This is a genomic window from Thioalkalivibrio sp. ALJ15 (assembly GCF_000383695.1).
GTDB lineage: Bacteria > Pseudomonadota > Gammaproteobacteria > Ectothiorhodospirales > Ectothiorhodospiraceae > Thioalkalivibrio.
Genome location: NZ_KB912056.1, coordinates 558,432 through 570,903 on the forward strand (window position 1 = coordinate 558,432; position 12,472 = coordinate 570,903).

Annotated in this window: 10 protein-coding genes; all 10 read right to left on the minus strand. The window is 67.7% G+C overall.

Going from position 1 to position 12,472, the window contains the following annotated elements; all coding sequences use genetic code 11:
- Window positions 1–2 precede the first annotated feature (2 nt).
- The 10 genes from G015_RS0102625 to G015_RS0102670 all read right to left on the minus strand — a co-directional run bounded on the left by G015_RS0102625 (window position 3) and on the right by G015_RS0102670 (window position 12,470).
- On the minus strand, window positions 3–1,238 hold the full coding sequence (locus G015_RS0102625) for a glycosyltransferase (RefSeq protein ID WP_018994393.1): 1,236 nt from the start codon (window positions 1,236–1,238) through the stop codon (window positions 3–5).
- On the minus strand, window positions 1,228–2,445 hold the full coding sequence (locus G015_RS0102630) for a TIGR04063 family PEP-CTERM/XrtA system glycosyltransferase (protein ID WP_018175010.1): 1,218 nt from the start codon (window positions 2,443–2,445) through the stop codon (window positions 1,228–1,230). The genes G015_RS0102625 and G015_RS0102630 overlap by 11 nt, the downstream gene beginning before the upstream one ends.
- Window positions 2,442–3,389, minus strand: coding sequence for a methyltransferase domain-containing protein (locus tag G015_RS0102635; protein WP_020146119.1), 948 nt, complete (start codon window positions 3,387–3,389; stop codon window positions 2,442–2,444). The genes G015_RS0102630 and G015_RS0102635 overlap by 4 nt, the downstream gene beginning before the upstream one ends.
- Window positions 3,390–3,391: 2 nt before the next feature.
- Window positions 3,392–5,323, minus strand: coding sequence for an XrtA/PEP-CTERM system amidotransferase (locus tag G015_RS0102640; RefSeq protein ID WP_020146120.1), 1,932 nt, complete (start codon window positions 5,321–5,323; stop codon window positions 3,392–3,394).
- Between the two features lies 1 nt (window position 5,324).
- Window positions 5,325–6,560, minus strand: a complete 1,236-nt coding sequence (locus G015_RS0102645; RefSeq protein ID WP_018139506.1) for a TIGR03088 family PEP-CTERM/XrtA system glycosyltransferase — start codon at window positions 6,558–6,560, stop codon at window positions 5,325–5,327.
- A complete protein-coding gene (xrtA, locus tag G015_RS0102650; protein ID WP_018139505.1) occupies window positions 6,557–8,101 on the minus strand; it encodes an exosortase A in 1,545 nt (514 codons plus the stop codon). Before xrtA ends, G015_RS0102645 begins: the two co-directional genes overlap by 4 nt.
- Window positions 8,098–9,339: a TIGR03087 family PEP-CTERM/XrtA system glycosyltransferase gene (locus tag G015_RS0102655; RefSeq protein ID WP_020146121.1), complete on the minus strand. Its 1,242-nt coding sequence runs from the start codon at window positions 9,337–9,339 to the stop codon at window positions 8,098–8,100. The genes xrtA and G015_RS0102655 overlap by 4 nt, the downstream gene beginning before the upstream one ends.
- A 90-nt stretch (window positions 9,340–9,429) precedes the next feature.
- Window positions 9,430–10,500, minus strand: coding sequence for a FemAB family XrtA/PEP-CTERM system-associated protein (locus G015_RS0102660; protein ID WP_018993301.1), 1,071 nt, complete (start codon window positions 10,498–10,500; stop codon window positions 9,430–9,432).
- On the minus strand, window positions 10,484–11,392 hold the full coding sequence (locus G015_RS0102665) for an XrtA system polysaccharide deacetylase (protein ID WP_019592347.1): 909 nt from the start codon (window positions 11,390–11,392) through the stop codon (window positions 10,484–10,486). The genes G015_RS0102660 and G015_RS0102665 overlap by 17 nt, the downstream gene beginning before the upstream one ends.
- 16 nt (window positions 11,393–11,408) lie before the next feature.
- A complete protein-coding gene (locus G015_RS0102670; protein ID WP_020146122.1) occupies window positions 11,409–12,470 on the minus strand; it encodes an XrtA/PEP-CTERM system-associated ATPase in 1,062 nt (353 codons plus the stop codon).
- Window positions 12,471–12,472 lie beyond the last annotated feature (2 nt).

Sequence of the window (12,472 nt, forward strand, 5' to 3'; positions counted from 1 at the left end):
CTTCAGGCGCGCCGTGGCAGGCGATGTCCGACGGGCCCGGCGATCGTCTCGAAGGCCGCGACCAGTTCGGGTATCCGCACCCGCCAGTCATTCGCCCGCGCATGGGCCAGGATCGCCGCGCGGTCCCACTCGCGCCCCAGGGCCTCGTGGATCGCCGCGCGCAGTGCGTCATGATCCCCGTACGGGACGATCAGCCCCACCTGCTCCGAGGCGACGACCTCGGCGTTGCCCCCTACATCCGTGGTGACGATGGGCAGCCCGCAGGCCGAGGCCTCCAGGAAGACATTCGCCCAGCCTTCAAAGCGTGTGGCGAGCACGAACAAGTCCCCCGCGGAGTACACGAACCGCAGCTCGTCGGGCGCGACGGGCCCGAGGAACCACACCCGGTCCTGCAGCCCCAGTGCCTGGACCTGCTGGCGCAGCTCGGCCTCGTTGTTGCCCTCGGGGGTGCCGCCGCCGGCAATCACCAGATGCAGGTCCGGGTGCTGTTGCAGCAGTTCGGGCAGGGTCGCGATCACGCGGTGAAAGCCCTTGCGCTCGGAGAGCCCGCCGACGGAGATCAGGAACCGCCCCTCGGCGGGCAGGCCCAGGCGCTGCCGGGCCTCGGTCCGGTCCTCAGGCTTGAAGCGGTCGAGATCGGCCCCGTTCCCCACGACCTGCACATGGTCGGGCTCGATGCCCCAGTCCAGCGCCTCGTCGCGCAGCGCCCCGGCCACCGAGAACACCCGCGCCGCATCCTCCAGCGCCCGGCGAATCTGCGCCCGGTGCAGCGGCCGGTCGCGGAAACGGTTCAGGCTGCCGCGCAGGGTGATGGTGCAGGGGCGGTTCAACCAGCGTGACAGCCAGCGCGCGGCGACCCCGTCGGGATAGATGAAATGGGCATCGATTACGTCGAAGCCGAACTCGCGCTGCAGCCGACGCATCAGGCGCAGACTGCCGAGCGCCTGAAAGAAGCCGTCGGTCCACTTGAACAGGCCCGGGATACACAGGAAACGAGGGTGGTAGACGTGAATCGACCCCTGCCGCTCGAAGGCCGGCAGCGGCGGTCGGGCGTGCGGACGCAGGCGTCCCAGCCAGTTCTGGAACGGGAACCAGGGCGCCGGGGCCACGACGACCAGGTCGAGATGTTCGGCGACACGGCGCATGCGCTCGCGCACGAACAGTCCCAGATTGGGTTGCGCCGCGTTCGGGTACACGCGCGTGAAGACCACCAGACGTGGGCGCCCGTCATCCGGCACGCAGCACCTCCGGCCGGGCCCGCAGCCCGTCGTAGACCGACTGGTAGCGTGCGACACTCGCCGCCCAGGTGCGCTCCTGTTCCACGAAACGCCGTCCGTTCTCCCGCACCCGTGGCCAGTGTTCGGGGTGCTCGAGCGTCTCCAGCACCCGGGTGGCCAGGGCCTCGGGGTTGTCGGCTGGGAACAGCCAGCCGGTCTCGCCATCCCGGATCAGCTCCCGGTGCCCGCCCACGTCCGATGCCACCAGCAGGCGCCCCTGGGCCATTGCCTCCAGTGGTTTCAGCGGCGTGACCAGGTCGGTCAGGCGCATCGAATGGCGTGGATACACGAGCAGGTCGACCAGGTCGTAGTAGCGCTGCACCTGGTGATGCGGGACGCGCCCGGTGAAGATGACGCGGTCCTGGATGCCGAGGCGTTCGGCCTGGGCCTTCAGGCGCTCGGCTTGCGGGCCGCCCCCGACCAGCAGGATGCGTACGTCGGGCGCCCGGGCCTGGATAAGCGGAAAGGCCTCGAGCAGGGTATCCAGTCCCTCGTAGGCATAAAAAGACCCGAGAAAGCCGAGCACACGGGCGTCACCCAGACCCAGTTCGGCCTTCAGGGCGGGATCGGGCTGACCGCCCAGGTGGAAGTCATCCGCGTCCACCGCATTGGGGATCACGGTGACCCGCTCGGCCGGGATGCCGCGCGCGATGATGTCGCGGCGCAGTCCCTCGCAGATGGTGGTGACATGCCCCACGCGCTTCAGGGCATAGGTCTCCAGCTCCCGCGTCAGGCGGTAACGCAGGCCATATTCGCGGGCGGTGCCATGGTCGACCGCGGCGTCCTCCCAGAATGCCCGCACCTCGTAGACCACCGGGATGCCCAGCCGGCGACCGGCACGCAGGGCCGGCAGGGCATTCAGCGCGGGCGAGTGCGCATGGATGATGTCGGGCGCGACCTGGCAGGCGACGCGGGTCAGCCGCTGGGTCAGTGCCTGCATCAACCCCCATTGCTCGATCCCCGGGATCGCGCTCGGGTTGTAGGCCGTGCGGTAGAAATGCAGGCCGTCGATCGTCTCCTCGTCCGCGTTCGCGCCGGTATGCTTGGGGCTGGTCAGATGACAGGTCTGCCAGCCCCTGCGGCGCTGCTCGCGCAGGATGGCCGCAGTGCGGAAGGTGTACCCGCTGTGCAGCGGGATGGAATGGTCGAGGACGTGGAGGATCTTCATGCCGCAGCCCTCGTTTCGTCGTCGGGCGCCGGGCGGGTCACCACGAGCCAGAATCCCAGGCAGCGCAGCGTGGCCTTGTCGAGCCCGCGAAATGGTTCGGCCAGATAAGGGGCCACTGCAGCCACATCCTCGTCCAGTGCCTCGGCCGTGGACTCGAGATGCCGAACCACGAGTCCTGCACGCTTGATTGCCTGCCGGTAGCGGTCCAGACGCCAGCGGTTCGGGACACCCTTGCCGGCATACATCCAGTGCCACAGGCCCACCGGCCAGGTGAGAAAGTCGAGCGGGTTTTCACGGTGCAGGCCATGGCTCTTGAGGTCCACCTGATGGACCGCCAGCGCCCCTGGTTTCAGGGCCGTCGCCATGTCGCGAAAGGTCGCTTCCAGGTCATTGACGTGTTCCAGCACCGCGCGCGAATAGATCAGGTCGACCTCGGCGTTCAGGCCCGACAGCCCATCCCGGGTCACGCGGTATTCCAGCCGCTCGCTGCGAAACCCCGAGGCCGGATCGCCGGGGCGCTCGAAGCACGCGGCCGCCTGTTCGTGGGCCTCGGGGCCCAGGCCGTCCAGCAGGCACTGCAGGACCTCCAGCTGAAAGGGGCTGCGCTGCGACAGCGCAAAGCGGTCAACGCAGGTTACCCGGGCCGCGCCATGGGCCAGCATTAGCAGCGCCACGCCGGGCACGTCGCCGGGCCCGTACTCCAGCAGGTGCTTGTCGCGAAGGGCGTCCTCGATCGCCTCGGGCGGGACCCCCAGCTGATCGAAGTAGTCGAAGAAACAGGTGGTGAAGTACTGCGCCACGGATTCCGCCGTCTCCGCGCCACGGCCACGGCCGGTCTCGTGGGTCAGGCGTACGTAGAGCCTCGGAGCTCCCTGGGCCAGTAGGTTGCTGAGGATGGCACGAGTGGCACGCGAGGCATCGGCAACCGGGTGGCGTCCATACATGGCTAGGCTCCAGGCAGGACGCAGCCGCTGCGCGGGCTGGTCGGTTGCACCTTGTCCAGAAAGGTCTGGAACATCATCAGCGACCACAATGCCGCGCTGTGATCGCGCGCGCCCCGGCCGTGCTCGTCGACCAGACGCCTGAGGGTGTGCTCGTCGAACAGCCCGGAATCACGCATCTGCTCGCCCAGTACCCGCTCGTGCATCGCCTCGCGCAGTGGCCCCCGGAACCAGTTGGCCAGGGGTACGGCGAAGCCCCGCTTGCGCCGATAGAGAATCGAGTGGGGCAGGTAGGGCTCCATTGCCTTTTTCAGGACCGCCTTGCCTTCGCCGTCGCGCAGCTTCAGTTCCGGTGCGAGCGTGGAGGCCCACTCCACCAGCGGGTGATCCAGCAGCGGTACGCGGACCTCCAGCGAGTGCGCCATGCTGGCGCGGTCGACCTTGGTCAGGATGTCGCCCGGGAGGTAGGTCTTGAGGTCCAGGTACTGCACCAGCGAGAGCGGGTCGTCGGTCGGGGCCCGCCCGGCATGGGCGCGCAGCACCTCGACCGCCCCGTAGCCCTGCAGCTCGCGGCGGAATGCGGGCGAGAACAGAGAGTTGCGCTGCTCGTCGCGCAGCACCGACACGCCCTGGAAATATCCCTCGACCGCATCCCGCGCCAGTGCCTGGAAGGTCGCCCGGGCGCGCAGCGGGCGCGGCGCCCAGTCCGCCTTGGGATAGACCTGGGCCAGGCTGCCGAACAGGACCCGCCGCAGGCCCAGGGGCAGCGGGTTGCGCAGGCGTTCCTCGGCGAGGTGGTGCCGATACCGGCGATAGCCCGCCAGGTTTTCGTCGCCCCCGTCACCGGACAGCGCGACCACGACCTGTCGGCGGGCCTGCTCGCAGACGCGGTAGGTCGGCAGGGCCGAGCTGTCGGCAAAGGGTTCATCGTAGAGATCGCCCAGGCGTCCCAGCAGGGCAAAGTCATCGGGGTCGACCTCGCGGTTGTGATGCTCTGTCGCGTAACGCTCGGCGACCTCCCGGGCATAGCGCGACTCGTCATAGGCGGGGTCGGCAAAGCCGATGGAACAGGTGCGCACGGGCTCGGTGGAGAGCCCGGCCATCATCGCCACCACGGCGCTGGAATCCACGCCCCCCGACAGGAAGGCGCCCAGCGGCACCTCGGCCACCATGCGGATGCGCACGGCCTCGCGCAGGCGTTCGGTCAACTCCTCCGCCGCCTCCGACATGCCGATGGGGGCGGTTGTCGCAAAGGGGACATCCCAGTACGCACGCGGGCTGGCGGCGGAGCGCTGGTTGCGCCGTACGGTCAGCGTATGCCCCGGTGGAAGCTTGTGGACGCCGCCCAGAATGCTGCGCGGCTCGGGCACATAGCCATACGCGAAGTATTCCTCTACCGCGCAGGGGTCGAGCTCGCGTGTCTGCCCGGGATGGGCCAGCAGGACCTTGAGTTCGGAGCCAAAGATCAGCTGGCCATCCGGCAGCGTGCTGTAGTAAAGCGGCTTGATGCCCAGGCGATCGCGGGCCAGAAACAGGGTCTGGGTGTGGCGGTCCCAGAGGGCGAAAGCGAACATCCCGCGAAAGCGCTGGACGCAGTCCTCGCCCCATTCCTCCCAGGCGTGCACGATGACTTCCGTATCGCAGTGGGTACGAAAGCGATGGCCCGCCCGCTGGAGTTCATGGGTCAACTCCGGGAAGTTGTAGATCTCGCCGTTGTAGGTGACGACGACGCTTCCATCCTCGTTGAACAGTGGCTGCTGGCCACTGGCAAGGTCGATGATCGACAGGCGGCGATGCGCCAGCCCGACCCCGGGCTCCAGGTGGATACCGCCTTCGTCCGGGCCCCGGTGGAACTGGGTGGCATTCATGCCCTCCAGACAGGCGCGGTCAATCGGGCGCCGCCCGTGCAGATCGAAAATACCGGCGATACCGCACATGTCAGCGCCCCATCGTTTCGTGTTGTCGCCGGCGGCCCCTTGCCCGAACCGAGGGGGTTCGGGCGTTGGCCCTGTCCAGCAGGCTGTCGTAGACCCCGAGGTAGCCGGCCACCATGGCGTCCATGCTGAATGCGGCCTCGGCGCGAATGCGGGCCGCCTGTCCCATGCGCTTGCGGGTATCCGGACTGGCGAGCGCATCACGGATGGCCTCGGCGAGGGCGGCCGGCGCCCCTGCGGGGACCAGGGCCCCCGTGTTTCCGGGGGTCACCAGGTCAGGATTGCCGCCAACGTCGGTCGCGATCACCGGAAGCCCGGAGGCCATGGCCTCGAGGATGGTGTTGCAGATCCCCTCGGCCAGAGAGGGGAGGACAAAGAGGTCCATCGCCCGCAGGCACTGCGGGATGTCCTCGCGGGCCCCCGGCAGCCATGCCTGTTGCGCGACTCCGGCGGCCTCCAGGCGCTGGCGGGCCTGTTCCCTCAGCGGGCCGTCTCCCACGATCACCAGGCGAAGACGGTCGAAGGGCACCGGGGTGTTTTCGCGCAGGGCAATGAATGCCTCTACCAGGTCCAGCGGGGCCTTCACTGCCTGCATCCGCATCACGCTCCCGATCACGATGTCCTCCGGGCCGGCAAAGCCCGGGGGCCAGGGGCCTGTGCGGGTGCCCTCGCGCGGGTGGAATCGCCCGGTATCCACCCCGTTACAGATGTGCGTCAGCCGCTTGGTTCCGACACCAACCCGTTGCTGCAGGTAGTCCATCTGATGGCGCGACAGGGCGATGTACCGGCCGACCAGGGGGCGCACCAACCGTCGCATGTAACGATGCTTGTCGCGGGAGCCATCGAGGTCGGCGATGTCCCAGCCGTGCTCGCCATGTACCCGGGCGCGCACGCCGGCCAGGGCGGCGGTGACCTGCCCCTCCAGTGTTGCCAGATTGCGGGTGTGGACGATCGCGGGGCGCAGTTCGCGCAGCAGCCGCCACAGGCGCCGGTGTACGCCCAGGTCCTTGCCCTCGCGCTTGTGCAGGGCATGCAGGCTGATGTCCTCCCGCTGCAGGCGCTCGCTGAACCGCGTGTAGTCGGTCATGCAGATGATCGCGTGCCGGTAGCGCTCGGCGGGCATGTGGTTGAGCAGGTTGACCAGTCCGTTCTCCATGCCGCCGACATCCAGGCGATGGATGACATGGGCCACGCATGGGCGCGGGTCGGCGGCACTCCCCTTGGATGCCAGGGCGCTCATCGCTGGTTCACGTCCTGCAGCCGTTCCAGCACCTGCGGCATCGCGGCCTCCACATAGGCGCGTATCGCATCCTCGGCCTGCTGCGGTTCGTCGTGGTATTCGGCGTAGATTACGATCAGCGCGGCGTCGTCGCGCCCGCCCAGCAGTCGGCTAATGGCCTCGCGGGCCTTGACCTCGAAGGGCCGGGTGGTGAGATGCCCGTTCGCCCAGTACCACTGCCAGGCCACCATCTGCTGCTGGCGCCCGCGCAGCAGGACCCGCTGCGGATCGGGATAGCCCGCGACCTCCGCCTGGCCGCGCCGGGCCTGGCTCCATTCGGCCCGCTCCCGGCCCGCCAGCGTGTTGTGCCAGCCGAGCATGTTTCCGTGGCGCGCCTGTTCGCGGTAGAAGCCTACGTGCATGCCGACCTCCACCTGTGAATCGTTTACGACCCAGCCCCCGCGCTCCGCACGCATGAACTGGTAGCCGGGCTGCCAGCCGGGCCGCTCCCGAGCGGGCACGGCGGTCCAGCCGGAAGGAACGATCGGTCCGGTGCCCAGGCCCTGTATCGGGCCGAGATCCCGGGTGTCCATCCAGTGGGCATAGACGGGACCCAGTGTGACCACCAGCGCGGCGATCACGGCCATATGAGCAAAGCCCATGGCCCCGGTTTGCTGGGCTCGTGCCGGGACTCGGCGGGCGGGCTCCCCGGCTGCCCCATCCTCGCGCCAGAAGGCCCCGATCCAGAACATCAGAAAGATCACGACACCGAAGAAGACCCACCCGTAGATCAGGTGGTCGACGCCCGCGGCATACTCCATGTCGCTCAGGTGTCCGATCATCACGATCATGTAGGCGCGCAGGCCATTGGCGATGATCGGCACGATGATCGCGACACCGACAAAGGCCAGCCGCCGCCAGAGGCTGCGGTACATCAGATAGGCGTACAGCGTCCCCAGCGCGACCGACGCAATCAGATAGCGCACACCGCTGCAGGCCTCGATCACCGACCAGCGTCCGGTCGGCAGTTCGAAGTGCAGGCCGTCGCGGTAGATCGGTATCCCGGACAGTTGAACCGCCGCGACGGTGAACTCCGCGGTGAAGTCCATCAGCGGAGGCACCAGGAATTCGCCCAGCGGGACGGCGAACAGCAGGTAGGCCAGCGGGAACTGCAGGACGCGCACGACTGTGGTGCCCATGACCAGCCACACCAGGAAGGGGATCATCAGGGTTGCGGCGAACTGGCGCACCGAGATGACATCCACCAGCTCGCCCATGACCCAGGCGAGCCCCAGCAGCACGATCGGGACCAGCGCCAGGGGATAGGGGCGCGGCGATACAGCCGCCAGCTCGTCACGCTTGAGATAGACCAGAAACAGGACGATCGGTACGACCAGGAATCCATGCGCGAAGGTATCCGAACGCGCCCAGGTATCCACCATCGAGACGAATGTGGGCGCGAACACGACCAGCGTGGTCGCAATCAGGGCGGCCAGTGCCAGCACGGGCGCCCACCACCGTTGCACCAGCGGCTGGGACATCACAGTGGCCGGCGTGCTCATGCATCCCCCCGGGAGACGATCGCCTCGCCCTCGTGCGCCAGCCCGCTCTCGAGATAGTCGTGCAGGCACGCGAGGTTGCGGCCCCAGTCGTAGTCCGTGGTGATGCGTCGGCGGGCGCGGGCGGCCATCTCGGGATCGGGCTGTTCCAGGCACTGCAGGACCGCGCGGGCGAACACCTCGGGGTCGGTCTCGGCCTCGATCACCTCGTCATCGCGTACGGCGGTGATCCCCTCGAGCGCCTGCGGGGAGGCCACGACCGGCCGCGCCAGCGCCATGGCCTCGAGCACCTTGTTCTGGACTCCGCGCGCGATCCGCAGGGGCGCCACCGAAACCGCGGCACCGCCGACCCAGGGGCGCATGTCTTCCACTGGTCCCACGACCTCGACGCCCGGCTGGCGCTCCAGTTCGCGGACCTCCGGCGCGGGCCGGCTGCCGACAATGTAAAAACGCACATCCGGGTGAACCTGGCGAATGCGTGGCAGGACGGATTCCGCGAACCAGACCACCGCCTCCACGTTCGGCCAGTAGTCCATGGCCCCGCTGAACACGATCGGCTGGACCCGGTCCGGATAGGGGCCTTTCTTCGGGAGGTGCTGCGGGTCGAAGTACGCCGCATCGACGCCGTTGTTCAGTGCATGCACCCGCTCGGCACTCTCCGGCGCCAGGGCCCGAAATGCCGCGGCTTCGTCCGGTGATACGAACAGGCTGGCCTCGCTGCGCGCCGCGACCTGTCGTTCATAGCGCAACAACTGGCGTCCTTCGCGGCGGTAGATCGCGCTCATCGGCCAGGGCTTGCTGGCGGCGTACTGGGTCCACTTGTCGGAGTCGACATCGACGAAGTCCACCACCCGCGTCAGGCGGGCCCGGGGCGGGAGGTATTGCGCCATGGCCGAGGAGAACACCAGCGCGCGCGAGATCTCCTGCTGTTCCAGTACCCGGTCGACCCAGCGCTGCAGCGCCGCATCGCGATACCAGGGGAGGGTCAGCGGCTCCTGTGTCAGCAGTCCGCGCAGGGCGCGCCATTTTGCGCGCCCCGGCGAGAGCGGGCGCACGCAGACGCCCGCGCAGCAGCGCTCCAGCTCTTTGACGTAGGCCGCATCGGCCGGGTCGTCGATAAAGGTGCCCAGGTAGACCCGGTAGCGCCGCGTCAGATCGCGCAGGATATGGTACGAGCGAATCTTGTCGCCCTTGTTGGGCGGCCACGGGATTCGATGGGTCAGATAAAGTACGGCATCCATTGCAAGCTCACCCGCTGCTGCGGTCGAAACGGAAGCCCCAGTGCGACCCGTCCCCGGGTGTGCTGGGGTGTTTAATAACGGTCACGAGCACTACCCGAGATTGCGGGACAGCCAGGGCCCCACCCGGTTGGCCACCGCCAGCGGCAGTCGCTGCCACGCCTGGATGAAGTAGCGGTACTTCGGGTTGAGCGGGTTCACGTCGGGCATGGCCCGGGCACGCACCAGGTCGTACTCGTAGTACAGGGGCTGGGGCTCGAAGCCCCAGTTCTTCTTGAAGCTGAATGACCCGGTATCGCGCTTGCTGCGGCCAAAATCGAAGAGGCGCAGACCCGACTCGCAGGCCCGGCGCATCACCTCCCAGTACATGAAGTCATACCCGGCTACCTCGCGGGCGCGCGGCGTGCCGCCGCCGTAGTAGGGCAGGACCTGGTCGCGGAAGTAGAAGTTGAGCACGCTGGCCACAGGGGTCCCCGCGTCGGTGACGGTCAGGATCCGGCAGTCGTCGCCGAACACGGTTCGCAGGATGCGGAAGTAGCGCCGGCTGAACACGGGCGTCCCCATGCGATGCACGTTGGCCGCATAGATCGGGAAGAATCGCTCGATGTCCCGGTCGATCTCGCTGACCAGGCCGGCCTTGATGCCCTTGCGCACCATGCGCCGCTGTTTGCGCGGGATCGCCTCCAGGTTCTCTTCGACCTCTTTCGCCATCTCCTTGCGAAAGGTCACATACAGGTGCTTGGTCGGTCGGTCCGGGTGGTAGGGCGCCATATGGCGGTACTCGAGATAATCCACCTTGTATTGCTGCGCGAGCTCCCGGGCCCGGTTGTCCAGGGCCACGAAGGCCTCTTCAGTGCGCGCGGCGATGCCGCCGTACACACAGAACGGCAGCGAAACCAGGGAATGGCCGAACAGAAAGCTGCGCACGCGCGCCAGGGGCAGGACACCCTCGATCCCGTTCGGGCCTTCGGCAAACAGGAAATGGGTCGAGTGCCCGAAGGCCTGTTCGATAACCGTCTGCCAGCCCGCGCGATGGAAGAACGTCGCCACCGGGCAGGTCTCGACAAAGGCATCCCACCGGGCAACATCGGCAGGCGTGAGGTCCTGGACCCGCAACGCGGTCGCGCGCGTGGTCGTGGGTCGCTGGTCAGTGGACTTGAGCATGGCTGTTCGCTGTCGTCGGGGTTGGCGGCGCCGGGCTGGCGAGGAGGTGGGCAAAGACCTGGTCCATGCGGCCCCAGCGGAAGTCCTGCAGCAGCCGCTGCAGTCGACGTTCCGTACGCCCGAGGTTGAGGTAGTGACGAAAACGCGTCCTGGCGCTCACGCCGGGGACACGCGGTTGTCCGGGATCGATCTCCCAGGGGTGGAAATAGAACACCCCGGACAAACCGTCTTTGTTATTGATCCTCCGTAACGCCTGGCGGGAGACCGCATAGGGCAGCAGCCGAAAGTAGCCGCCACCGGCCGCCGGCAGATTGCGGCCAGCCACGCGCAGGGTGGCCGGGGGTAGTTCCAGCACGCCCTGGGGCCCACGCGGGCGATAGGGGTGGCGCGGCGCGCTCGGCGTGCCGTAGTGATCGTGCTGGACCGGATAGATGCTCGAGCTGTAGGTGTGGCCCGTTTCGGCCAGCAGGTCGAGCGCCCACAGGTTGCCCTCGCCGATCGAGAAGCTGGGGGCGCGATAGCCGCGCACCTCGACACCGGCGATGTCTTCCAGGATGGCCTTGGCGCGGACGATGTCCGCGCGAAATGCCTGAGGCTCCAGTTCGGTCACCCGCTGGTGCCCGTAACCGTGGCTGGCCAGCTCGTGCCCGGCGTCGACGACTCGCCGCACCGCCTGGGGATAGCGCTCGGCGATCCAGCCAAGGGTAAAGAAGGTCGCGCGCACGCGGTGATGATCGAACAGCGCCAGGATCCGCTCGAGGTTGTACTCCACGCGGCACTCCTGGCTCTCCCAGCAATGGCTCGGGAAATGCGGCGCCAGGGCCGAGACCTGAAAATAGTCTTCGACATCGACGGTCAGGGCATTGGCTACGGTGGGCGGTGCGGACGGCATGGCGGTTTCCCCGGCACTAGTGCCGGGCGAGCTCCTTGTGGTCGAAGCCCGAAAACTTGTCCAGCGAGTCCAGGGCGTCGAGGATGCGCTGCGACTGTCGGTAGTTGATCGCCAGGGCGTGCTCGATCCGGTCCAGGCGTTTTTCCATCGCCTCGTAGCTGTCCTCCAGACGGATCAGGGTCAGCTCGTTGGCAATGGCGCGTTCGGTATCGATCACGCCATTCACGGCGTTCCCGGGTGTCGGCTCGGCCGTCTCCTGCTGCGCGCCAAAGTCCTCCTCGATCTCGTCGATCACCCGGCGGGCCTCGTCGGCGTCGAGGTCGTAGCGCTCCTCGAGATAGCCCATCAGCAGCAGGCGGTCGCACAGGGTGTTCACCTTGCGCGGGATGCCGCCGGTGAATTCATGGATCACGGGCCAGATATCGGTGGCGAAGTGGGGTGTTCCCTCCCAGCCCACGCGCGACAGGCGGTGCTCGACGTAGGCCCGGGTGTCGCCCTCGTCCATCGGGCCCAGGTGATAGGTGGCGATCACCCGCTGGCGCAGCTGCTGCATGTTTTCGCTGCGCAGGATGTCGCGAAATTCGGGCTGGCCCAGCAGGAAGCTCTGCAACAGCGGCCCGTCAACGCCCTGAAAATTGGACAGCATGCGCAGCTCTTCCACCGCATCCATGCTCAGGTTCTGCGCCTCGTCCACGACCAGCAGCGCGCGCTGCCCGCGTGAACGCGTGTTCAGCAGGAAGCGCTCCATGTGGCGCAGCTGGCTGGCCTTGTCGTCGCCGGTTCCTTCCAGGCCGAAGGCCAGGCACACCGAGCGCAGCAGGTTCTCGGCATCCAGCTGAGTGCTGACCAGTTGTGCCGCGAGTACCCGCTTGGTGCCGAGTGTCTCGAACAGGCTGCGCACCAGGGTCGTCTTGCCGGCCCCGACCTCGCCGGTGATGACGATGAAACCCTCCTGCTGTTGCACGCCGTATTCGAGGTAGGCCATGGCCCGCCGATGGCCCTTGCTGGCGTAGAAGAATTTCGGGTCCGGGCTGAGGGCGAAGGGCTTGCCCTGCAGCCCATAGAAGTTCTCGTACATGC